Raw genomic sequence first — 21,664 nt, forward strand, 5'->3', positions numbered from 1 at the left:
CGCGCGAAGAAAATTATTTCCCGGCCCGCTTCGCCTCAATGGTGTCCCAAACCTTTGCAGCGACATCCGGTCCGTCGAGCCGGGCGATGGCGCGGATTCCGGTGGGCGAGGTGACGTTGATCTCGGTGAGGTTGCCGTCGATCACGTCGATGCCGACCAGCAGCAGGCCGCGTTCGCGGAGATGCGGACCTAACGTGTCGCAGATCTCGCGCTCGCGCGGCGAAAGGTCGGTGGCCTGGGCGGCGCCGCCGCGCACCATGTTGGAGCGCAGATCGTCGGCGGCCGGCACGCGGTTGACGGCGCCGGCGAATTCGCCGTCGACCAGGATGATGCGCTTGTCGCCGTGTTTGACCTCGGGGAGAAAACGCTGGATCACCCAGGGCTCCCTGAAGGTGACCGAGAACATGTCGAACAGCGAACCGAAATTCATGTCCTGCGGCATCACGCGAAACACCGCCGCGCCGCCATGGCCGTGCAACGGTTTCATGACGACGGCGCCGTGCTCGTCGCGGAACGAATTGATCTCATTGATGTCGCGCGAGATCAGCGTCGGCGGCATCAGCTGCGGAAAGTTCAGCACGAACAGTTTTTCCGGCGCGTTGCGCACGCTGGCGGGATCGTTGACGACCAGCGTCTTCGGGTGGATGCGCTCCAAAAGATGCGTCGAGGTGATGTAGGCGAGATCGAACGGCGGATCCTGCCGCAGCAGGATGACGTCGAAAGCGTTGAGCGCCGTGCGGTGGGGTTCGCCGAGGGTAAAGTGATTGCCGGGCTCGTCGCGCACGGTCAGCACCTGCACCGGCGCCACCAGTTCCTCGCCGCGAAGCGAGAGCTGGTCCGGCGTGTAATAGGAAATCGCGTGGCCGCGCTTCTGCGCTTCCAGCAATAGAGCAAAGGTCGAATCGCCGCGGATGTTGATACGCGCGATGGGGTCCATCTGGACGGCGACATTCAATTTCATGGGGCAGGTCCGGGTCTCTGGAGGGGTCTATTTACACGCTGGCGTCGAATGCCGCTAACAGATGGCGTGGCAAGCGCCGCGGCGCAATCAGGATGGCGTCGAATCGCAGCTCGAATTCGGCATGTTCGGGATGCGCCATCAGCCAGGCCTGCGCGGCATCGATGATGCGGGCCTGCTGGCGCGGCGTCACCGCATAGGCGGCGTCGTCGAGCCGGGCGCGCGCCTTGACCTCGATGAAGGCGATCAGATTGCGCTTTTTGGCGACGAGATCGATCTCGCCATAGGGGGTTTTGAAACGCTTGGCGAGAATGCGGTAGCCCTTGGCCATCAGGAACGCGGCGGCGCGGGTCTCGGCCGAAAGCCCGGTCTGGAACGCGGCGACCCGCTCGGGCGCGACGAGTTTTGTGGACGGGTCGGGCGGCATAGCGCCGTCAGTCTTCGCCATCGCCGTCTCCATCTCGAATTTCTTTGGCAAGCTCGAGCGCGCGGGCATAGACCTCGCGGCGCGGGCGGCCGGATAGTTCGACGGCATGCGCGACTGCATCCTTGACGCTGTCCTGAGCGAGTGATGACCGCAGCAGGTCGTCGAGATCAGCCTCGGTCATGACCAGCGCATCCGCCCGGGGCGGGCCGATCACCAGCACGAATTCGCCGCGGGTCTCCAGCGTGTCGGCGGCCTTTGCCAACTCCGCGATGGGGGCGCGCGCGATCTCTTCATGCAGTTTTGTCAGTTCGCGGCAGATCGCGGCATCGCGCTCGGCCATGATCCCGGCGAGATCGCCCAGCGTATCGGCGATGCGGTTGCCGGATTCGAACATCACAAGCGTGGCATCGATCCGGGCAAGTTCTGACAAGCGCGTGCGGCGCGCCTGCTGCTTGGCGGGCAAAAATCCCTCGAAGAAAAACCGGTCGGTGGGCAATGCTGCGACCGATAGTGCCGTCAGCACCGAGGAGGCGCCCGGTACCGCGATCACGGCATGGCCTGCGGCGCAGACCTCGCGCACCAGCTTGAAGCCGGGATCGGAGATCAGGGGTGTGCCGGCGTCCGAGACCAGCGCGATCGAGGCGCCCTGCGCCAGCTTTTCCAGGATTTTTGGGCGCGCCAGCGCGGCATTGTGCTCGTGATACTGCTTGAGCAAGCCTGAGATCGCGTAGCGCTCGGTCAGGCGGCGGGTGATGCGGGTGTCCTCGCAGGCGATGATGTCGACGCCGGCCAGGGTTTCAAGTGCACGCAACGTGATGTCGCCGAGGTGGCCGATCGGGGTGGCCACCAGATAGAGCCCGGGAACCGGCTTTGGGGCGGTCAGGACATGGCCGCCGATCGAAAAAGTGCGGTCCCTAGAACCTGGTTCGGCTTCAGGCCCGTAGTTGGAGCTGGTTTTTGCGCGCATAATGCCAATCTAGAGCGTTTTCAAGCGAAGTGGATACCGGTTCGCGTCAAGAAAACGCGTCGATACAAAGACCGGGTGTTCCGGTTCTGATAAGATCAGAACCGGAACACAGTGGGAGTAGCGCCAGCGCCACAGCGCGGTGGCAACGTTGGTGCTACGCATCACGGGAAGGGGGCAGGTATCCGCAACCGGCGGCGGGGCCGCGGGACCATAATCCTTTTGTTTTGGTTAACTATTCGCCGACAATATGCCTGAATCCGCCCGCCTTTATTCCGGAGGTTGGAGCCTTAAGGTTCAGGTCCTTTGAGGTTCAAGTCCTTGCGGTTCAAGTCCTGGCCGATCAAGGTCGGTCAAGAGAAGAGATAAGATGGTGGGCCCGCTCAATCGCAAACCTCAGCCGTCAGGGGCAACCCGGCGGACGGCGGTCGGCCTTATTCTCGGCGCGCCGCTGCTGGGCGCCTGCTCCAGCGTGCAGCAGAGTTTTGGCCAGTTTTCCAACCCGTTCTCCTCGCCGCAACCCGAGGCCGGGCCCGCCGGCCCGCAGCAGCAGCCGCTCGCGGTCGGCACCGGGCAGGTCAAGGTCGGCGTGATCCTGCCGCTCTCGGCCGCCGGCAATGCCGGCGTCGCCGCGCAGTCGATGAAGAATGCCGCCGAGATGGCGCTGGCCGAGTTCCAGAATCCCAACATCCAGCTTCTGATCAAGGACGACGGCGGCAGCCCGCAGGGCGCCAGCCAGGCAACCCAGCAGGCGCTCGGTGAAGGCGCGGAGATCATCCTCGGCCCGCTGTTTGCGCAGTCGGTTCCCGCGGTCGCGCAGCAGACGCGCGCGAAGGGCGTGTCCGTGATTGCGTTCTCGACCGATTCGAGCGTGGCCGGACGCGGCGTCTATCTGCTCAGCTTCCTGCCGGAGTCCGACGTCAACCGCATCGTCGATTACTCGGCCGGCATCGGCAAGAAATCCTTTGCGGCGCTGTTGCCTGACAACGCCTATGGCAATGTGGTGGAGGCCGCCTTCAAGCAGGCGGCGGCGCGCAAGGGCCGCATCGTCGCATTCGAAAAATATGGCGCGGACCGCTCGGCCGCCGTGCGCACCGTCTCGCAGTCGCTCGGCCAGGCCGACGCGCTGTTCATGGCCGATGACGGCGATTCGGTGGTGGCGACGGCCGACGCGCTCACCGCGGCAGGCGTGAATTTGCGCAACATCCAGTTGCTCGGCACCGGCCTGTGGGACAATCCGCGGGTGTTCGGTAGCCCGGCGCTGCAGGGCGGTCTCTACGCGGCGCCGGATCCGTCGGGTTTTCGAAGTTTCGCCGGCCGCTACCGCACCAAATATGGCGGCGAGCCGGTGCGCACCGCGACGCTGGCCTATGACGCGGTCGCGCTGGTCGCCGCATTGTCGCGTACGCAGGGCGCGCAGCGCTTTGCCGCGGAAACGCTCACCAACCCGTCGGGCTTTGCCGGCATCGACGGGCTGTTCCGCTTCCGCTCCGACGGCACCAACGAGCGCGGGCTTGCGGTCATGAAGGTGGGCCAGGGCGGCAGCACGCCGGTTGCGGGCTCGCCGAAGAGTTTTGGCGCGTAATTACTAGCTCGGTTTCGCGTTCGCGAATTCCGCCTCGTAGCGGCGGCGGTTGCTCCAATAGATATTGGCGAACAGCGCGGCTTCCTGGCGGTAGGGGATGTGATCTTCGGCGTCCTGACCGGCCTGCGCCTCGATCCAGGCCGCGTGCTCCGCGATCGCGCCCGCCCGATCGCCGCGCAACGCCCTGATCTGGAAATCGAACATGCGGCTTTCGATCTCCAGATAGCGATCGTACCAGCAGGTTGACCATTGACGGTTCTGCAGCGCGAAGCGGCGGATCCAGCGCTCCGTCAAATCCATCTCATGTTCGGGTTTTGAAAACATCACGTCGCGCCGCGCTTCCTGCAGCGTTTCGATCGCAACGGGCTTGTTCCTGGCCCACAGCGTCTGCATCGCGGGATCGGACAAATAGCGGTCGGCATAGATCGGATGCGCAAAGGCCTGTTCGCGCAGATGCGGCAGTTCGAAATAGATCCGGATCTCCGAACAGACGCTGGCTTTTAGTTCATTGTCTTCCATCTTGCGGTGGAAGGCGTCGAAACCGATGCCGGGAAAGTAGGGCATGAACGCCGCGTGGAACATCTCGTGCAGGCGGTAGAGGTCCTCGATCGCGGGATTGTCGTAAGCGCGGTTCATGGTGACGCCCCACCAGGAGCAGAAATGCGCGCGCTCCAATCGGTCGTCGGTGGAGTCGCAGAACAGTCGCGGCAGGCTGGCGAACTGCTCGACGATGTCGTGAATGAATCCGCCTTCGGCGTGCGAGGCTCGGATCGGCGCGCTGCGCCACAGACCGTGCACGTGGCGGTGAATCTCCTTTGCATCCGTCAGGACGACCAGGTTTTTCACGGTGCGCCTCCAGGAGCGGCGATCGGCCCGGCGGTTCCGATCATCTCGGCCATCGTTGGCGTCAGGCACAGCCGCAAACGAGCATTGGGATCGCCGGCCGGGCGGCGCAGGAAATCCGCAAGCGCGCGGTCGGTGGTGGCGTTGGCTTCTGCTTGGGCCAGCACGGTGACGTCGCAGGGCGACAGCGTCAGCCCGAGGCGTCGGCCGATCTGAATTGCCGCCTCGCGCTGAACGTTTCTGTAGCGGCGCGGCAGCTCGAATACGTCGTGACGCTCGAGCAGCGCCATGCCGAGCTGCAGCGAGGTGAGATTCTTGAACCATTGATTGCCGAACAGGCTCGGCATCGCGTTCCGGCACAGCATGCCGCCGATGCGGTCGTAATAGACTCCGAACGGTTTTGACAGGCTGAAGGCCAGCGCCTGCACCGCCGGACTGTCGGCGGCAATTTTTGCGGCGGGCGGTTCGGCAATCGAGCCGACATAGGTGACGTCGAGCAGCACGCGGGGCTTTTCGGCGGCGGCGAGCAGCGCCAGAAAATCATTGGCGTGCGGCCAGACATTGCCGTCGATCGCCGATGGCTGGCTCAGGCAGAACAGTGCGTCTGTGGGCAGCGTGCGCGCGACGGCCTGCCAATGGCTGCGCGGATGTTCGATCACGGCAATGCCGCAGGCTTCGGCATAGGCCTTATAGCCTTCATACTCGCCGGCGAAGACGTGCACCTCGGGATCGAATTTTTCGACGCGGGCGCGGTTGCCGTAGGCGGTGATGACGTGAAACAGCGCTTCACTGCCGCCGGCGGTCGGATAACGCCAGGGAAACCCGGCCGCATCGATCGCGACCACGGGGGTCGCCCACGCCATCCAGCGCTTGATGAAGGCTTCATGCGAGGCAAACTGCTTGCCGGTCCAGGCGTCGCGGAATTGTTCGAGATGATGGCGCCGCGCAGCGTCGGGGCCGGCGACGGCATTGCCGAGAATGAAATTTTTCGCGGCTTCGGTCTCTGATGTGACCAGCGCATAAACCGTCTTGCTCGCCCCGGCGGCTTTGATGCGGCGGTCGAGTTCAGGATCATGGATCGGCGGGGTGATGGTCCGGTCGTTCACGATCGTCATGCAAATGGCGGTTGCGGCAATTTCTCTGGTCGAATCTATCACGGCCGGGCGCTCAACGCTCGAAAACCCTGCGCGTTACGTTATCAGACCCTTACGCAGCCAGATCCGCCACCACCGCATCGAGCACCGGGAAACCTGCCTGCGTCACGCGCAGCCTTCCGTCGGCGTCGACGGTGATCGCGCCTTCTTCGCGCAGCACGGCGATCCGGCCGGGATCGAGCGTGCGGCCCGATAGCGCGGCGTAGCGCTTGGGATCGATACCTTCCGCAAGCCGCAACCCCATCAGCAAAAATTCGTCGGCGCGTTCTTCCGAGTTGAGGACGTCGTCGGTGATGAAGCCGTGGCCGTTGGTCTCGACCCGCATCAGCCAGGCTTCGGGACGTTTCTCGGTCGCGATCGCGTGCCTTTCGCCGTCGATGTCGAGGCGGCCATGTGCGCCGGGACCGATGCCGGCATATTCCTCACCGCGCCAATAGACGAGATTGTGTTTGCACTCCGCGCCCGGCCGCGCGTGGTTGGAAATCTCATAGGAAGGAAGACCCTGCGCGGCGCAAACATCCTGCGTCACGTCATAGAGCGCGCGGGCGACGGCCTCATCCGGCGTCTTCAATTTGCCTGCGGCATGCAGTCCGAAAAACGGCGTGCCCTCCTCGATCGTGAGCTGATAGAGCGACAGATGTTCGGCGGCTTCCGAAATCGCCAGCTTCAATTCGTCGGCCCACATTTGCGGCGTCTGGTCGGGGCGGGCGTAGATCAGGTCGAACGAGTAACGGTCGAAGGATTGCCGCGCGATCGCCACCGCATCCAGCGCCTCGCGCGCACTGTGCAGGCGGCCCAATGCCTTCAATGATGCGTCATCCAGCGCCTGCACGCCGAGCGACACGCGGTTGACGCCGGCCGCGCGATAGCCGCGAAACCGCGTCGCCTCGACGCTGGTCGGGTTGGCTTCCAGCGTCACTTCGACGTCACCAGCGACGCGCCAATGCTTGCCGATCGCATCCAGGATCGCGCCTACGGTCTGCGGTTGCATCAGCGACGGCGTGCCGCCACCGAGGAAGATCGAGGTGACCTCGCGGCCCGGCGCGCGCTCGGCTGATGTTTCGATCTCGCGCGCAAAGGCGCTGACGAACCGCGCCTCGTCGATCGGGGCGTGCCGGACATGGCTGTTGAAATCGCAATACGGGCATTTCGACAGGCAGAATGGCCAGTGCACATAAACGCCGAAAGCCGCTTTGCCGGTCTTGAGGATCTCGGGGCGCTCGAAGCTAGCCAAGGCAGATCTCCGCCAGTTTGACGAAGGCGCGGGCGCGGTGCGACAGGCCGAGCCCTAGCGGCGGCAGGCCGTGCTTCTCGATGCTGGCCATCTCGCCGAAGGTGCGGCCGTGCCCATCGGGCAGGAACGACGGATCGTAACCGAAACCCTCGGTGCCGCGCGGCGGCCACACCAAGGTTCCATCGACCCGCGCCTCGACCTCTTCGAGGTGGCCGTCAGGCCAGGCGACGCACAGCGCGGACACGAAATGCGCCTTGCGTTTGTCTGGCGTTTTGGCGCCGCGCTCCTGCAACAGGCGTTCGACCCGCGTCATCGCCGCCAGAAAATCCGCAGGTTTGCCGGCCCAGCGCGCCGAATAGATGCCGGGCGCGCCGTCCAGCGCGTCGACCACGAGGCCGGAATCGTCGGCGAAGGCCGGAAGCTGCGCGGCTTTCGCGGCCGCGATGGCCTTGATCGCCGCGTTGGCCCGAAACGTCTCGCCGGTTTCCTCGGGCTCATCGAGGCCGAGCTCGCCGGCCGAGATCGCCTCGACGCCATGCGGCGCCAGCAATTCGCGCATCTCGGCAAGCTTGCCAAGATTGTGGGTCGCGATCACCAGGCGGCCTGTGATTCGACGGTGCATGATCAATCAGACTACGCGACGGCCATCTTTTGCAAGTCCACCAGACGCGCGACGCCCTTGCGCGCCAGCGCCATCAGCGCCAGGAACTCGTCCTGCGAGAACGGCGTCTTTTCGGCGGTGCCCTGCACCTCGATGATGCGGCCGTCGCCCGTCATGACGAAATTGGCGTCGGTATCGGCCTCGGAATCCTCGGCATAATCGAGGTCGAGCACCGGCGTACCCTGATAGATGCCGCAGGAGATCGCCGCGACATTGTCGCGGAGCACATTGGCTTTCAACATGTTGCGGCTCTTCATCCACGAGATGCAGTCGGCCAGCGCCACCCAGGCGCCGGTGATCGCGGCAGTGCGGGTGCCGCCATCGGCCTGGATCACGTCGCAATCGACCGTGATCTGACGCTCGCCGAGCGCTTCGAGGTCGACAGCCGCCCGCAAGGAGCGCCCGATCAGGCGCTGGATTTCGACGGTGCGGCCGCCCTGTTTGCCGGCCGCGGCCTCGCGGCGGGTGCGTTCCAGCGTGGCGCGGGGCAGCATGCCGTATTCGGCGGTGACCCAGCCGCGGCCCTGACCCTTCAGCCAGGGCGGCAGGCGTTCTTCCAGCGTAGCCGTGACCAGCACATGGGTATCGCCGAATTTCACCATGCAGGAACCTTCGGCGTATTTGACGACGCCGCGTTCCAGCGACACGGGACGCAGCTCATCGGGCGCACGGCGGCTTGGCCGCATGGGGAATCCTCCGGAAAATCAAGTAAAAGCGGTTCGCGGTGCTTGTAGGAGGGGGAGCGGGCAGCGGCAAGGCCTTTGCCACGCCAAAACCGTCTGAATACTCGATCGGCTTCGCCCATCTGTGCGCTCAGAGACCTCCCGTGGTCGGAATCCCCGCCCGCAGGAGCTGCTCACGAGATGGCATCATGGGAACTTGCCGGGTCCGTTCGCGTTTGCGTGTGAGGCTGACCAAAATGTCTAATGCGTCTACAGCCCCGGCCCTTCCACCACCCGGCAAGGCCCGGGGGGATTCCGTTACGTCTCGCGAACTGAATATTGTGAAAGTTGCCGCCGCCCTGGTGTCGGCCGCAGTCCTGCTTGCCGGCCTGTATTACGGCCGCGAAATCCTCATACCGCTCGCGATCGCCTTCCTGATCACGTTCGCACTGAATCCGCCGGTCACCTGGTTTGTCCGACTAGGCTTGCCGAGACTGCTCGCGACGAGTCTGGTCATGGTGACCGTCGTGTGCGCTCTGGTAGGACTGGGCGTCGTTCTCGGCGCCCAGGTCCGTTCGATCGCGGTCGAATTGCCGGCCTATCAATCGACGATACTGACGAAGCTGTCGGACCTGCGCCAGAATCTCAAAGCACCGGGAATGTTCGACGGTGTGCTGACAACCGTCGAACGCTTGCAGAAGGAGGTCCAGTCAAAGGACGATAAACCCGCGGACGGGCCCGTCCCGCAGCGTGTCGAAATCGTCCCCACGCCGCAAACGCCGTTCGAGCAGGCATTTGCCTGGCTTGTGCGGTCAGCGGAGCCTCTGGCCACCGCCGGCATCATCCTGATCTTCGTCTTTCTGGCGCTGCTTGATATTGGCGACCTTCGCGACCGGTTTCTGCGCCTGTTGGGTGGGAACTTCCATCGTTCGACCGATGCGATTCAGGAGGCTGGCGCGCGTATCAGCAGATATCTCCTGATGCAGTTACTCGTAAATATCAGCTACGGCGTGCCGCTAGCGGCCGGCCTCTGGTTCATCGGTGTACCAGGCGCCCTGCTGTGGGGCGCCGTGGGCGCGGTCATGCGCTTCGTCCCCTATGTTGGCCCGCTGATTGCTGCGATCTTTCCGATCGCGCTCGCCTTTGCCGTCGACAGCGGCTGGAGCATGCTGCTCTGGACCGTTGCGCTGATCGTCATCCTCGAGTTGATCAGCAACAACATCGTCGAGCCGCTGCTATATGGATCCAGCACCGGCTTGTCGGCGATATCGCTCATCGCCTCGGCGATATTGTGGACAGCGCTTTGGGGGCCCGTGGGGCTGATCCTCTCTACCCCTCTCACGGTTTGTCTGCTGGTCCTCGGGCGCAATCTGCCGCAGTTCCGCTTCCTCAACACCATGCTCGGCTCGACGCCTGCACTGGATGTTCCGGCCCGCATCTATCAGCGGCTGATTGCAAATGATGCCGACGAAGCTGTCGAGATCGCAAGCGCCGAGATCGAAAAATCTTCGGTCATATCATTCTACGACGCAATCGGCATTGAGGTCCTTCGTCTGGCAAGCGAGGAGTATCTCCAGAACGCAAGCGCCGAGCACCGCCTGCGCCTGGCAAGCGGAATGGACACGCTGCTCGACGATCTGAGAGACGAATACCCCTCCTCCCTGAGTGCGGAGGCAAAGCCCAGGGTCCTGTGCATCGGAGGGAAATGGGAAATCGATGCCCTCGGCGGCGAGATGCTGGCCCATGCGCTCGCTTTCGAAGGGATTGCCGCAGCTTCCCAACCCGCTGCAAGCGTCAATGCCGACTATCTGGCCAAGCTCGATCTGAAGGGCGCGGACATTGTATGCCTCAGTTATTTTGCGCCGGATCCAGCGATCCCCGCTCGCCACGCCTGCCGGCGGCTGCGAAGACGATGGCCGGATGTGCGCATCGTTCTAGCGCTATGGAACGCGCCGCCGGAACTGTTGACCGACGAATCTCTTGAAACGCTCAAAGCCGATGCCGCCGTGACTTCGGTTGAGGAGGCGGTTCGCCGTATTCACCGCATCGTCGATCCTGAAGAGGCCAAGGCAGCCCAACAGGCCGCCGTGCCTGACAATGACGCAGAGCGTGTCGACGCGCTGAAAGCGACCGGGGTGTTGGAAGGGGACAAGCGCGAAGCCCTGGATGCACTCGCCAAGCGAGCGGCCGACGTGTTCAACACCAGCGTTGCCGTGATCACCACCATCGACAAGGAGCGCGAATACTTCGTCGGACAAAGTGGAAAATTGCCAGCTGCGATCACCGACGATGCAGGCACGCTGCTGCCGATGGACCGCGAACACGCGATCTGCAACTACGTTGTAGCCAACGACGGGACGTTGGTGATTTCGGATATCGAGCGCGATCCGCGCTTTGCCGATAACGAGACGATCAAGCAATGGGACATGCGCTTCTACGCCGGGGCGCCGCTACGCGCAGCGGACGGTCTGGTAATCGGAGCGCTATGCATTCTCGACTCCGCACCCCGCACCCTGGAAGAAAACGAGGTCGCATTGCTTGAAACGATGGCCGGCGATGTCGTAGCCACCATTACAACGAGTGACGCCGACGAGGAAGCGTCGGTGAAACCGGCACCCGCTGCCTCATCGGCGACGGTCGGGCAGGAGGTGCCCCAGTAGCCTGAGCAGCGCCAATCGAGCGGAACACGCTGTTCCAATCCCCAAAAGCCTCCAGAACCAAACGGTCCATAACACCCAAGACCGCCTCCCAAATGCGTGCTTGTCACCGGGCCTCCGGATAGACAGATTAGAGGCTTAGCGAGGGAGTAATTGGTGGCCCACCACGATCCGATTGGCCTGATTGCGCCGAATGCCGGGCTGGCCCAGCTCAATGAGCGTTCGCGCGACATTTTTCGTCAAATCGTCGAGAGTTATCTCGCAACCGGCGAGCCGGTCGGCTCGCGTAACATTTCGCGCCTGATCGCGATGCCGCTGTCGCCGGCCTCGGTGCGCAACGTGATGTCGGACCTCGAACAGCTCGGCCTGATCTACGCGCCGCATACCTCGGCCGGCCGCCTGCCCACGGAACTCGGCCTGCGTTTCTTTGTCGACGCCCTGATGCAGGTCGGCGACCTCACCGAAGACGAGCGGCAGTCGATCCAGACCCAGCTTGCCTCCGTCGGCCGCGCGCAATCGGTCGAGGCGGCGCTCGGCGAAGCCCTGACGCGGCTGTCGGGCCTGACGCGTGCCGCCGCGGTGGTGCTGACAGCGAAATCCAATTCGCGGCTGAAGCACATCGAATTCGTGCGGCTGGAGCCGGAACGCGCGCTGGTGGTGCTGGTCAGCGAGGACGGCCAGGTCGAAAACCGCGTGCTGACGCTGCCGCCCGGCGTTCCCTCGTCGGCGCTGACGGAAGCCAGCAATTTCCTCAATTCCCGCATTCGCGGCCGCACCCTTGCCGAATCGCGCCTCGAACTCGAAACCGCGCTGACGCAAAGCCGCGCCGAACTCGATCAGCTGACGCAGAAGATCATCGCGGCCGGCATCGCGAGCTGGTCCGGCGGCGAAAGCGAAGACCGCCAATTGATCGTGCGCGGTCACGCCAATCTGCTCGAGGATCTGCATGCGCTGGAGGATCTCGAGCGCGTGAAATCGCTGTTCGACGATCTCGAGACCAAGCGCGGCGTCATCGATCTGCTCGGTCGCGCCGAACGCGCCGAGGGCGTGCGGATCTTCATCGGGTCGGAGAACAAGCTGTTCTCACTGTCCGGTTCCTCCACCATCATCGCGCCCTATAGCGACGCCGCGGGCCGCATCGTCGGGGTGCTCGGCGTGATCGGTCCGACGCGGCTCAACTATGCAAGGGTGATTCCGACGGTGGACTATGCCGCGCGCATCGTCAGCCGGATGCTGGGTGGTTGATCCGGCCCGAAAAAAGCTCCGCTTTGTTGTTTTGACGCCTTTCCTGGCGCGAACCGGGGCCCGCCCCGGATCAGGACCGGTGCAGGTATCGCTCGAAAACGCCATGGAACGCTTGATTTTCGCCCGCTAAAGCACGATATCCCGGGCAGCAAATCCCCATTTACCCGAACGGTTCTTTTGAGAAGGCAGACTTATGACCGATCCCAACCGGCCGAATGATGACGCGGCGGCCCAGAGCGGCGAGCCCGTGGTCTCAAAGCCCTACATCATGCCCGACGATCCCGAAGAAGGATCGGTCGAGGCGTTGACGAAGGAAGCGGCTGAAGCGCGCGACAAGATGCTGCGCACGCTGGCGGAGATGGAAAATCTGCGCAAACGCACCGCCAAGGAAGTTGCCGATGCGCGGGCTTACGGAATCACCGGCTTCGCGCGCGACATTCTCGACATCGCCGACAATCTGCAACGCGCGCTGGATGCGGTTCCCGCTGAAATGAAGGAATCGGCCGACCCGGCGCTGAAGGCGTTCATCGAAGGCGTCGAGCTGACCGAACGGTCGCTGCTCAACACGCTGGAGAAAAACGGCGTCAAGAAATTCGATCCGTCCGGCGAGAAGTTCAATCCGAACTTCCAGCAGGCGATGTACGAAGTTCCTGACACGTCGGTGCCGGCGGGCACCGTGGTGCAGGTGGTGCAGGCCGGCTTCATGATCGGCGAGCGCGTGCTGCGTCCGGCGCTGGTCGGCGTGTCCAAGGGCGGCGCCAAGGCGGCGCCCGCCGCCGACATCACGACCTGAGGCGGACGCAATCTAACAAGGCTGCGATCAGGCCGGCGCATCCGTCGGCTTCTCGTGCGCCTTCGGCCAGTAGGTGCCAAAGCTCCAGAGATTGCCTTCCGGATCCCGGCAGGCGAAATCGCGGCTGCCGTAGTCGGTGTTGTGCAGCTCCATTTCGATTTTGGCGCCTGATGCCTTCACCCTGGCGCACAGCGCGTCGGGGTCCTCGACGGCGACATAAAGCGCGTCGGTGCGCCGGCCAGAGATGTCGCCGACCAACTTGCCGTACTCATCGTCGCGGGCCTGACCGAGCATCAGCAGCGAAGCGCCGCAGGCAAGTTGCGCGTGCTGCACCACGCCGTCGCTGCGGTAGACGACATGCTCGGTGAAACCCAGCACATCCTTGAGCCAGCGGATCATCGCATCGGCATCCCTGCAGCGCATCGTCGGATAGATGCGCTGCGCGTCGTTGGCATTGGTCATGGACAAACTCCGTACCTTTTGGCTTCACCGTGTCAGTATGCTGATACGGCGTGGCGTAGGCTTGAAGATTTGTTACCAGTCCGAAAACGCTTCGTTCGGGCGTGTCAGTCGGCTGTCGATCAGCGCCAGCCGCTGCGCCCAGGCCGTCGGCGTCTCGCCCGCCAGTTCGCCGAATTCGCGGACCAGATGGGCCTGGTCGGCAAAGCCGCTCTCGGCGGCAATCCCGGCCCAGCCGGGCGCCGTCCCGCTGCGCGCCAGCCGGCAAGCCCGATCAAAGCGCATCATGCGCGCGATTGATTTGGGCGCGAGGCCGAGCTCGGATCGAAAACGTTCGACCAGATGCTTGCGGCTCCAGCCGATCTCGCCGGCCAGCGCCGTGATCCGCGCGCTGCCCGCGGTACGCGCCAGCCGGCGCCAGGCGAACGCGATCTCCGGCGACGGCAGATGATTGGCGCGGCCGGCGATGAAGTCCTCGAGCAGGTCGAAGCGGCGTTGCCAGCAAGCCGTCGCGCCCAGCCGCTCGCGCAATTGCCGGCCCTCGCGGCCGAGCACGTCCGACATATCGACCATTCTCGCGACGAGGTCGACCACGCCCCCGCCGAAGAAGCGATAGGCGCCGAGCGGGGTAAAATCCACCTGCACGCATTCGGCGCCGCCATCGGACTCGATATGAACAGGCCCGGCATAGAGGCCCGCGGCGAAGCTCGGCTGCCGGTCGGCCGCATCGGGCTTTCGGCCGAGCGCGATCAGGAACGGGCTGCCGAGGCTGATGATCAGCGGCACGATCAGGTGCGCGGCTTCACGCTGCGAAAATCGGCCAAGCGCGGTCTCGCGGTAGCCCGTCATTCCCGTGATCAGGCCGGCCGTTCGCTGCGAGGGTGCACGGCGGATCATCTCGAACGCGAGGGGGGCGCCTAGATCCGGCATCGCCGCTCTCCGCGCGCGAGAATGCTGTAGATTCTCTTTTGACGCGTTTTCTTCACGCGAACCGGTATCCACTTCGCTCGAAAACGCTTTAGACTGCGATATCGCTGGACTGGATGCGCTTGACGCCGGCTGCGCCCATATCGGCCCATGCTTTCGCGAGCGAGCCCTGGGTGTCGATGCCGCGGCAGGCGTCTTCGACGACATAAGTTTCAAAGTCGGCCTTGCGGGCGTCGAGCGCGCTCCATGCCACGCAGAAGTCGGTGGCGAGACCGGCGAGGAACACGCGTTCCACCTTGCGCGCCTTCAAATAGGCGGCAAGTCCCGTCGTGGTCTTGCCATCGGCTTCGGTGAAGGCCGAATAGCTGTCGACGTCCTTGTTGGAGCCCTTGCGGATGACGAGGCCGGCGTGGGCGATCGAGAGGTCCTTGGACAGCGCGGCGCCCTCGGTGCCCTGCACGCAGTGATCGGGCCACAGCACCTGCTTGCCGTAGGGCAGGTCGATCGTCTCGAACGGCTTCTTGCCGGAATGCGTGGTGGCGAACGAGACATGGCTAGCGGTGTGCCAGTCCTGCGTCAGCACGACGTTGGCAAAGCTCTTGGCGATGCGGTTGATGACGGGAACGACCTGGTCGCCATCTTTCACCGCAAGGCTGCCGCCCGGCAGGAAGCAGTTCTGAACGTCGATCACCAGCAATGCCGACGCATTGTCGGGTTTGATCGACGCGGCCAAAGCTGCCTTTGGAAGAATGGTCGCCATTGCCGCCGTGCCGAGAATCGTGCCGAAGCCCGTGAGAATTTGCCTGCGCTCGAACATGGTGCATCTCCCTGTCAAAGAGGTCAACACTATAGCGTTTTCGAGCGAAGTGGGGACCGGTTCGCGTGAAGAAAACGCGTCCAGAAAAGAGCTCCAGCAAATCAGGTCGCAGGCAGAGCGTAAAGCGGCTTTAGACGGCGGCCTGCGGCTGAATCTTCGGCACCGGACGGGGCATGTTTAGCGCGGGCGAATTCCGTCACGCACGGCGCGGAAACGCGTGAACGCGGTGGTCCAACCCTCGCGCGGCGAACTGCCGATGATGCGCAGCGAATTCTGGCCGCCGAATCGCAACCATTGCACGATCGTCACCGGCGTATTGTCCTTGCCGCTGGTGGCTTCGATGCGGGTTTCGTATCCGGGCTGGCCGTCGATGCGGACCGCCTCCGACATCGTGATCCGCCCGTCGCGTACGCCGGGAATCGTCGTCGCCATTTGCTGGGCGAAACGTCCGCGGTCGTCGGGCTGCGCCGGCGCGGATCCGACCAGGCCGACGATCATGAAGGGCGCGGTTTCAAAACCGCTTTTTTCGTCGCCGTCGGCAATGATCAGGGCTGCGCCCGGCGCCAGCGTGCGGACCGTCTTGAAATTGCTGAGCTCGGACATCCTGAACGGCATCAGCCCGAGCTGCTCATCGACCGGAACTTCGTTTCGGATCACCGCGGAAGCGAACATCTGCCGTATGGCGTCATCGGTATAGATCCGGGAGGCATTCTCCGGCACCTGCACGGCGACGTAGCCGGAGAAGGTCGGACCCGGCAGGATCATCGAGTAGCGCCGGACATTGGTGGCGCCGTCCTTGGCGTTTTCAGCGGTGTAATAGGCGAGCCCTGCCGCCGTCTCGATGCTCTCCGGCTTGATGCCGCCGGTGCCGCCGGGATTTGCCTTGAAAGCATTGGCGACCTCGCCATAGGCCTCGGCGGGCAGGTCCGCCACCAGCACCTTGACGCCCTGATCCTCGGTCTCGAAGCCGACAAATGATCTGGCTTTGACCAGGCCGACCAGCGGGGTCATGCCGACCCGCGCACCCGGCGGAAAGACCGGGTCGGCGGCGAACGCAGCGCAGGTCGCGGCGATGGTAAGGGCAAACGCAGCGATGTATCGAACAGGCTTCATGAAGGGTCTACCGGGTTTACTTTGAGGCGGCTCAATGGTCGGCCAGCGCAGCCCTCAAGGGTTCGAGGGCGTGGGTTCAGTCAGCCCGCTTTTAGCGGTTTTGATGTCCCTGCAACAGGGCAGGGCGGGCGTCCGTTCCCTCGTCACGTCCCGAAACGCCGGAATTTTCGCGCGATATGGCGGCTAGCCAAACGTTTTCGGGCGGTTTCGGCGGCGTGCCGGACCGCCGGTCAGGTCCGCGCAGCGGCCAAATACCGCGCTGGCCGCGATCACGAACTGGGCTGATTTTCGGACGTGGTGATGAGTGCGCGCTCACCTCCTTGCCGATTTGTTAACACGGCTGGCGGCCTGAACCAGGACTGAACCTTGACCTGCCCTGAGCTGACACAATCTTTCAAACGTCAGCATTTTCAGGCCCTAAGGTTGCGTTCGGTCCTTGCGGGCAGGACCCCCCCTCCTATATGAGGCTCACCGTCGCAATATCGCGAGTAATTGATCGTTGGGGGTTCGGTTAGGTGCGCCGTCCAGGGCCCAGCCAACCTGCCGCAAAAAGAAGGATATGAGGACCATGGGAAAGGTCATTGGGATCGATCTCGGCACCACCAATTCGTGCGTCGCCGTAATGGATGGCAAGACAGCTAAAGTCATCGAGAACGCAGAGGGTATGCGCACGACGCCGTCGATCGTCGCTTTCAGCGATGATGGCGAGCGCCTCGTCGGCCAGCCTGCCAAGCGTCAGGCGGTGACCAATCCCGAGCGCACCTTCTTCGCGGTCAAGCGCCTCGTCGGCCGCCGCTATGACGACCCGATGGTCGAGAAGGACAAGAAGCTCGTCCCCTATAAAATCGTCAAGGCATCGAACGGCGACGCCTGGGTCGAAGCCGACAGCAAGACCTACTCACCCTCGCAGGTCTCCGCCTTCATCCTGCAGAAGATGAAAGAGACCGCGGAAGCCCATCTCGGCCAGAAGGTCGAGCAGGCCGTCATCACGGTTCCCGCCTATTTCAACGACGCGCAACGTCAGGCCACCAAGGACGCCGGCAAGATCGCCGGCCTTGAAGTGCTGCGCATCATCAACGAGCCGACCGCGGCCGCGCTCGCCTACGGCCTCGACAAGACCAAGGCCGGCACCATTGCGGTGTACGACCTCGGCGGCGGCACCTTCGACGTCTCGATTCTCGAGATCGGCGACGGCGTGTTCGAGGTGAAGTCCACCAACGGCGACACGTTCCTCGGCGGTGAAGACTTCGACATGCGGCTCGTCAGCTATCTGGCCGATGAGTTCCAGAAGGAGCAGGGCATCAACCTGCGCAACGACAAGCTTGCCTTGCAGCGCCTGAAAGAGGCCGCCGAAAAGGCCAAGATCGAATTGTCCTCGACCACGCAGACCGAAATCAACCTGCCGTTCATCACGGCCGATCAGACCGGTCCGAAGCATCTGACGATGAAGCTGACCCGCTCGAAGTTCGAGGCGCTGGTCGACGACCTCGTCCAGAAGACCATCGAGCCGTGCCGCAAGGCGCTGAAGGATGCGGGCCTCACCGCCGCCGAGATCGGCGAAGTGGTGCTGGTCGGCGGCATGACGCGCATGCCGAAGGTTCAGGAAGTGGTGAAGCAGCTGTTCGGCAAGGAGCCGCACAAGGGCGTCAACCCGGACGAAGTCGTCGCCATCGGCGCGGCGATCCAGGCCGGCGTGCTGCAGGGCGACGTCAAGGACGTGCTGCTGCTCGACGTGACCCCGCTGTCGCTGGGCATCGAGACGCTGGGCGGCGTGTTCACCCGCATCATCGACCGCAACACCACGATCCCGACCAAGAAGAGCCAGGTGTTCTCGACCGCCGAGGACAACCAGAGCGCCGTCACCATCCGCGTCTTCCAGGGCGAGCGTGAAATGGCGGCCGACAACAAGGTGCTCGGCCAGTTCGACCTGATGGGCATTCCGCCGTCGCCGCGCGGCATGCCGCAGATCGAGGTGACGTTCGACATCGACGCCAACGGCATCGTCAACGTTTCGGCCAAGGACAAGGCCACCGGCAAGGAACAGCAGATCCGGATTCAGGCCTCCGGCGGCCTGTCGGATGCCGACATCCAGAAGATGGTCAAGGACGCCGAGGCCAATGCGGCCGAGGACAAGAAGCGCCGCGAGGCGGTCGACGCCAAGAACCATGCCGACAGCCTGGTGCATTCCACCGAGAAGGCGCTGGCCGAACACGGTTCGAAGGTCGAGGAGAGCGAGCGCCGTTCCATCGAGGACGCCGTCAGCGACCTCAAGGAAGCGCTGAAGGGCGACGACGCCGAGGCGATCAAGGCCAAGACCAACACGCTGGCGCAGGCTTCGATGAAGCTCGGCGAGGCCATGTACAAGCAGCAGGCCGAAGCCGACGCCAAGAAGGATGCGGCCAAGGATGACGTCGTCGACGCGGAGTTCACCGAGGTCGACGACGACAAGAACAACAAGAAGTCGGCATAAGCGGGCTTTCGATCATGACCCTCACACCAAAGAGCGCCGGCTGCGTCTCGATGGGTGAGGGTCATTTTTCGTTAAGCGCAAGGCGGCATCCTCAAAAATGCACCCTTGCGGCATGAAGACGAAATTCGGACGGATCTGACGGATGTCCACCAAGCGCTGCTATTATGAAACCCTTGAAGTCGAACGGAGCGCGGACGATTCCAAGCTCAAGGCCGCCTTCCGCAAGCTCGCGATGAAATGGCATCCGGACAAGAATCCGGGCGATGCTTCCAGCGAAGTGAAGTTCAAGGAAATCAACGAAGCCTATGAGGTGCTCAAGGACGGCGACAAGCGCGCCGCCTATGACCGCTACGGCCACGCGGCGTTCGAGCAGGGCATGGGTGGCGGCGGGCCCGGATTCGGCGCCGGCTTCGCCTCGTCATTCTCGGATATTTTCGAGGATCTGTTCGGCATGGCCGGACAACGCGGGCGCGGTGGCGGCGGCCGCGAGCGCGGCGCCGACCTGCGCTACAATATGGAAATCACGCTGGAGGAAGCCTTCCTCGGCAAGACCGCCCAAATCGAGATTCCGGTTTCGGTCACTTGCGAGTCCTGCTCCGGCACCGGCGCCAAGGCCGGCACCAAGCCGAAGACCTGTTCGCTATGCGGCGGGCAGGGAAGGGTGCGGCAAGCCCAGGGCTTCTTCACGCTGGAACGAACCTGTCCGGGCTGTCAGGGCCGCGGCCAGATGATTGAAGACCCCTGTCCCTCCTGCGCGGGCTCGGGCCGGGTGACGCGCGACCGGACCCTGTCGGTCAACATTCCGCAAGGCGTCGAAGACGGCACCCGCATTCGCCTCGCCGGCGAGGGCGAGGCCGGCGTCCGCGGCGGACCGCCCGGCGATCTCTATATTTTCCTGTCGCTGGCAACCCACGAATTCTTCCAGCGCGACGGCGCCGACCTGCATTGCCGGGTCCCGATCTCGATGGTGGCGGCCGCCCTTGGCGGCGAATTCGAGGTGCCGACCATCGACAAGGGCAAGACCAAGGTGAAGGTGCCGTCGGGAACACAGTCCGGCCGACGATTCCGCATCGCATCAAAAGGCATGCCGGTGCTCCGTTCGCGCCAGACCGGCGACATGTATGTCCAGGTGATGGTCGAAACGCCGCAGAATCTGACCAAGAAGCAGCAGGAATTGCTGGCCGAGTTCGAAAAGCTGTCGTCGGGTGCGACCCAGCCGGAAGCGGCGGGTTTCTTCACTAAGGTCAAGGACTTCTTCGGTAGCCGCGCTGCCCCGCAGTAAGCCTTTTGCTTGACCATAAGAGCTGCGACCTATACCTCTTTATGACCGTTTTCTGACATAACCGCCCGTTCGCGGTCCCCGCCTGGTAGCGACATGCCTCTGCAATCGTCCGTGCGTGCGTTGAAGAAGCCTCTCCGTCTTGACGACGAGGTGCGCTTTCTCCGTTCATGGATCGAAAAGCCGCTGCACATGGGCGCGGTGATGCCGTCCAGCAAGCTGCTCGCACGCACCATGGCGCAGTATGTCGACGTCGATTCGAAAGGACCGGTCGTCGAACTTGGCCCCGGCACCGGCGCGATCACCAACGCGCTGATCGAACATGGCGTCGATCAGAAGCGTCTCGTGCTGGTTGAATACAATCCGGGCTTCTGCGCGCTGCTGCGCGACCGTTACCCGCACGCGAAGGTGGTGCAGGGCGACGCCTACAAACTTCGCGACTCGCTGTTGAAGGTTCTCGACGTGCCGGCCTCGGCCGTGGTCTCCGGCCTGCCGCTGGTCACAAAGCCGATGCTGACGCGCCTCAAACTGATCCGCGACGCCTTTACGGCGCTCGCACCCGGGGCGCCCTTCGTGCAATTCACCTATTCGGTTGCGCCGCCGATCCCGAAATCGCTGCCTGGTGTGTCCACAGAAGCTTCCGAGCGGATCTGGATGAACCTTCCTCCCGCCCGGGTCTGGGTGTATCGCAAGGGCTGATACCGCGCGTATTCCGCAAAAGTGGAAGCCGGTTTTGCGCATAGAATACGCGCCAAATATTAGTTAAGAGCATTTTCGACGAAAATGCTCGCCCGCGTCTGCGCGGCGGGTTTGGCCCGAACCGCGATTTATAAAATATGTCCGCGCTGAAAATCCTCGTGATCCCGGGATCGCTTCGCACAGGCTCGCACAATGCGAGGCTGGCGGCCGCGGCCAGCCGTGAGCTGGCGCTATCCGGCGCCGAAGTGACGCGTATTTCGCTGTCGGATTTTCCGTTGCCGATCTATGACGGGGACCTGCAGGCGAAGTCCGGCGTGCCGAAGCACGCGGTCAATCTGAAGCGCATGATATCAGCCCATCATGGCGTCCTGATCGTGACGCCGGAATATAATTCGTCGGTGCCCGCGCTGGTGAAAAACACCATCGACTGGATCAGCCGGGTGCAGGAACCGCACGAAACCCGCGGCCAGGTGTTTCGCGGCGCCGTGTTTGCGATCGCATCGGCCTCGGGCGGGCGGCTCGGCGGCACGCGCGCGCTGGCGGCGCTGCGCCTCATTCTGTCGGCCTGCCACGCCAGCGTGGTTCCGAACCAGCTCGCATTGTCGTTCGCGGAGCAGGCCTATGACGAGATGGACCGTCTGAAACATCCTGCCGATTTCGAGGCGCTGCAAGCGCTGGTGCGGCAGCTGATCGACCATTCCCAACGCATGATGTGAG

Annotated in this window: 20 protein-coding genes; 8 read left to right on the top strand and 12 right to left on the bottom strand. The window is 63.6% G+C overall.

The window, feature by feature from the left end:
* Window positions 1-13: 13 nt before the first annotated feature.
* Genes gshB through rsmI form a run of 3 tightly spaced genes read right to left on the bottom strand, consistent with a single transcriptional unit; the run spans window position 14 to window position 2,352 of the window.
* Complete coding sequence (gene gshB / locus JQ609_RS18750) at window positions 14-961, bottom strand: glutathione synthase (protein ID WP_212274491.1); 948 nt, start codon at window positions 959-961, stop codon at window positions 14-16.
* Between the two features lie 31 nt (window positions 962-992).
* Window positions 993-1,406: a YraN family protein gene (locus tag JQ609_RS18755; protein WP_212274492.1), complete on the bottom strand. Its 414-nt coding sequence runs from the start codon at window positions 1,404-1,406 to the stop codon at window positions 993-995.
* Entirely contained in the window at window positions 1,393-2,352 is a 960-nt protein-coding gene (gene rsmI, locus JQ609_RS18760) for a 16S rRNA (cytidine(1402)-2'-O)-methyltransferase (protein WP_212274493.1), read from the bottom strand. The genes JQ609_RS18755 and rsmI overlap by 14 nt, the downstream gene beginning before the upstream one ends.
* A 367-nt stretch (window positions 2,353-2,719) precedes the next feature.
* On the opposite strand from rsmI, the gene JQ609_RS18765 reads away from it, so the two are divergent.
* A complete protein-coding gene (locus tag JQ609_RS18765) occupies window positions 2,720-3,934 on the top strand; it encodes a penicillin-binding protein activator (RefSeq protein WP_212274494.1) in 1,215 nt (404 codons plus the stop codon).
* A gap of 3 nt (window positions 3,935-3,937) precedes the next feature.
* Here the strand turns inward: JQ609_RS18765 and JQ609_RS18770 are convergent, their stop codons facing one another.
* The 5 genes from JQ609_RS18770 to rph all read right to left on the bottom strand — a co-directional run bounded on the left by JQ609_RS18770 (window position 3,938) and on the right by rph (window position 8,512).
* Window positions 3,938-4,780: a hypothetical protein gene (locus JQ609_RS18770; RefSeq protein WP_212274495.1), complete on the bottom strand. Its 843-nt coding sequence runs from the start codon at window positions 4,778-4,780 to the stop codon at window positions 3,938-3,940.
* Window positions 4,777-5,892, bottom strand: a complete 1,116-nt coding sequence (locus tag JQ609_RS18775) for an aminotransferase class I/II-fold pyridoxal phosphate-dependent enzyme (protein WP_212274496.1) — start codon at window positions 5,890-5,892, stop codon at window positions 4,777-4,779. The genes JQ609_RS18770 and JQ609_RS18775 overlap by 4 nt, the downstream gene beginning before the upstream one ends.
* A 91-nt stretch (window positions 5,893-5,983) precedes the next feature.
* Window positions 5,984-7,165 carry a radical SAM family heme chaperone HemW gene (gene hemW, locus JQ609_RS18780; RefSeq protein ID WP_249128170.1) on the bottom strand — a complete coding sequence of 394 codons (1,182 nt, stop codon included), beginning with the start codon at window positions 7,163-7,165 and terminating at the stop codon, window positions 5,984-5,986.
* Window positions 7,158-7,787, bottom strand: coding sequence for an RdgB/HAM1 family non-canonical purine NTP pyrophosphatase (gene rdgB / locus JQ609_RS18785; protein ID WP_212274497.1), 630 nt, complete (start codon window positions 7,785-7,787; stop codon window positions 7,158-7,160). Before rdgB ends, hemW begins: the two co-directional genes overlap by 8 nt.
* 11 nt (window positions 7,788-7,798) lie before the next feature.
* Window positions 7,799-8,512, bottom strand: coding sequence for a ribonuclease PH (gene rph, locus JQ609_RS18790; RefSeq protein ID WP_212274498.1), 714 nt, complete (start codon window positions 8,510-8,512; stop codon window positions 7,799-7,801).
* Window positions 8,513-8,829: 317 nt separating this feature from the next.
* On the opposite strand from rph, the gene JQ609_RS18795 reads away from it, so the two are divergent.
* From JQ609_RS18795 to grpE, 3 genes are all read left to right on the top strand, one after another.
* Entirely contained in the window at window positions 8,830-11,148 is a 2,319-nt protein-coding gene (locus JQ609_RS18795) for an AI-2E family transporter (protein WP_312014870.1), read from the top strand.
* A 153-nt stretch (window positions 11,149-11,301) separates the two neighbouring features.
* The gene (gene hrcA / locus JQ609_RS18800) at window positions 11,302-12,390 is read left to right on the top strand and encodes a heat-inducible transcriptional repressor HrcA (protein WP_192736160.1); all 1,089 of its coding nucleotides are present in this window, start codon (window positions 11,302-11,304) and stop codon (window positions 12,388-12,390) included.
* Window positions 12,391-12,583: 193 nt separating this feature from the next.
* Window positions 12,584-13,183 (top strand): nucleotide exchange factor GrpE, encoded by a 600-nt coding sequence (grpE, locus tag JQ609_RS18805; RefSeq protein ID WP_212274500.1) that lies wholly within the window; start codon window positions 12,584-12,586, stop codon window positions 13,181-13,183.
* A 27-nt stretch (window positions 13,184-13,210) separates the two neighbouring features.
* Here the strand turns inward: grpE and JQ609_RS18810 are convergent, their stop codons facing one another.
* The 4 genes from JQ609_RS18810 to JQ609_RS18825 all read right to left on the bottom strand — a co-directional run bounded on the left by JQ609_RS18810 (window position 13,211) and on the right by JQ609_RS18825 (window position 16,499).
* On the bottom strand, window positions 13,211-13,645 hold the full coding sequence (locus JQ609_RS18810; protein WP_212274501.1) for a VOC family protein: 435 nt from the start codon (window positions 13,643-13,645) through the stop codon (window positions 13,211-13,213).
* Between the two features lie 72 nt (window positions 13,646-13,717).
* Window positions 13,718-14,572 carry an AraC family transcriptional regulator gene (locus tag JQ609_RS18815; RefSeq protein ID WP_212274502.1) on the bottom strand — a complete coding sequence of 285 codons (855 nt, stop codon included), beginning with the start codon at window positions 14,570-14,572 and terminating at the stop codon, window positions 13,718-13,720.
* An 88-nt stretch (window positions 14,573-14,660) separates the two neighbouring features.
* Window positions 14,661-15,386: a bifunctional nicotinamidase/pyrazinamidase gene (pncA, locus tag JQ609_RS18820; protein WP_212274503.1), complete on the bottom strand. Its 726-nt coding sequence runs from the start codon at window positions 15,384-15,386 to the stop codon at window positions 14,661-14,663.
* Window positions 15,387-15,563: 177 nt separating this feature from the next.
* On the bottom strand, window positions 15,564-16,499 hold the full coding sequence (locus JQ609_RS18825) for a hypothetical protein (protein ID WP_212274504.1): 936 nt from the start codon (window positions 16,497-16,499) through the stop codon (window positions 15,564-15,566).
* 568 nt (window positions 16,500-17,067) lie between these two features.
* Between JQ609_RS18825 and dnaK the strand changes: the two genes are divergently transcribed.
* The 4 genes from dnaK to JQ609_RS18845 all read left to right on the top strand — a co-directional run bounded on the left by dnaK (window position 17,068) and on the right by JQ609_RS18845 (window position 21,663).
* Window positions 17,068-18,969, top strand: coding sequence for a molecular chaperone DnaK (gene dnaK / locus JQ609_RS18830; protein WP_212207559.1), 1,902 nt, complete (start codon window positions 17,068-17,070; stop codon window positions 18,967-18,969).
* A 142-nt stretch (window positions 18,970-19,111) separates the two neighbouring features.
* Window positions 19,112-20,251, top strand: a complete 1,140-nt coding sequence (dnaJ, locus tag JQ609_RS18835) for a molecular chaperone DnaJ (RefSeq protein WP_212207558.1) — start codon at window positions 19,112-19,114, stop codon at window positions 20,249-20,251.
* A gap of 93 nt (window positions 20,252-20,344) precedes the next feature.
* Window positions 20,345-20,947, top strand: a complete 603-nt coding sequence (locus JQ609_RS18840; protein WP_192736168.1) for a class I SAM-dependent methyltransferase — start codon at window positions 20,345-20,347, stop codon at window positions 20,945-20,947.
* A 137-nt stretch (window positions 20,948-21,084) separates the two neighbouring features.
* Window positions 21,085-21,663, top strand: coding sequence for an NADPH-dependent FMN reductase (locus JQ609_RS18845; protein WP_212274505.1), 579 nt, complete (start codon window positions 21,085-21,087; stop codon window positions 21,661-21,663).
* Window position 21,664: the final 1 nt, after the last annotated feature.

This window comes from Bradyrhizobium sp. AUGA SZCCT0169, assembly GCF_018130085.1.
Lineage (GTDB): Bacteria > Pseudomonadota > Alphaproteobacteria > Rhizobiales > Xanthobacteraceae > Bradyrhizobium.

What these genes read in the sequence shown, in the direction of transcription:
- rph (WP_212274498.1), bottom strand. Translation starts at nt 8,512, where the DNA reads ATGCGGCCAAGCCGCCGTGCGCCCGATGAGCTGCGTCCCGTGTCGCTG.
- JQ609_RS18825 (WP_212274504.1), bottom strand. Translation starts at nt 16,499, where the DNA reads ATGAAGCCTGTTCGATACATCGCTGCGTTTGCCCTTACCATCGCCGCG.
- grpE (WP_212274500.1), top strand. Translation starts at nt 12,584, where the DNA reads ATGACCGATCCCAACCGGCCGAATGATGACGCGGCGGCCCAGAGCGGC.
- rdgB (WP_212274497.1), bottom strand. Translation starts at nt 7,787, where the DNA reads ATGCACCGTCGAATCACAGGCCGCCTGGTGATCGCGACCCACAATCTT.
- JQ609_RS18765 (WP_212274494.1), top strand. Translation starts at nt 2,720, where the DNA reads ATGGTGGGCCCGCTCAATCGCAAACCTCAGCCGTCAGGGGCAACCCGG.
- JQ609_RS18815 (WP_212274502.1), bottom strand. Translation starts at nt 14,572, where the DNA reads ATGCCGGATCTAGGCGCCCCCCTCGCGTTCGAGATGATCCGCCGTGCA.
- pncA (WP_212274503.1), bottom strand. Translation starts at nt 15,386, where the DNA reads ATGTTCGAGCGCAGGCAAATTCTCACGGGCTTCGGCACGATTCTCGGC.
- JQ609_RS18845 (WP_212274505.1), top strand. Translation starts at nt 21,085, where the DNA reads ATGTCCGCGCTGAAAATCCTCGTGATCCCGGGATCGCTTCGCACAGGC.
- JQ609_RS18810 (WP_212274501.1), bottom strand. Translation starts at nt 13,645, where the DNA reads ATGACCAATGCCAACGACGCGCAGCGCATCTATCCGACGATGCGCTGC.
- gshB (WP_212274491.1), bottom strand. Translation starts at nt 961, where the DNA reads ATGAAATTGAATGTCGCCGTCCAGATGGACCCCATCGCGCGTATCAAC.
- JQ609_RS18840 (WP_192736168.1), top strand. Translation starts at nt 20,345, where the DNA reads ATGCCTCTGCAATCGTCCGTGCGTGCGTTGAAGAAGCCTCTCCGTCTT.
- rsmI (WP_212274493.1), bottom strand. Translation starts at nt 2,352, where the DNA reads ATGCGCGCAAAAACCAGCTCCAACTACGGGCCTGAAGCCGAACCAGGT.
- dnaK (WP_212207559.1), top strand. Translation starts at nt 17,068, where the DNA reads ATGGGAAAGGTCATTGGGATCGATCTCGGCACCACCAATTCGTGCGTC.
- dnaJ (WP_212207558.1), top strand. Translation starts at nt 19,112, where the DNA reads ATGTCCACCAAGCGCTGCTATTATGAAACCCTTGAAGTCGAACGGAGC.
- JQ609_RS18755 (WP_212274492.1), bottom strand. Translation starts at nt 1,406, where the DNA reads ATGGCGAAGACTGACGGCGCTATGCCGCCCGACCCGTCCACAAAACTC.
- JQ609_RS18775 (WP_212274496.1), bottom strand. Translation starts at nt 5,892, where the DNA reads ATGACGATCGTGAACGACCGGACCATCACCCCGCCGATCCATGATCCT.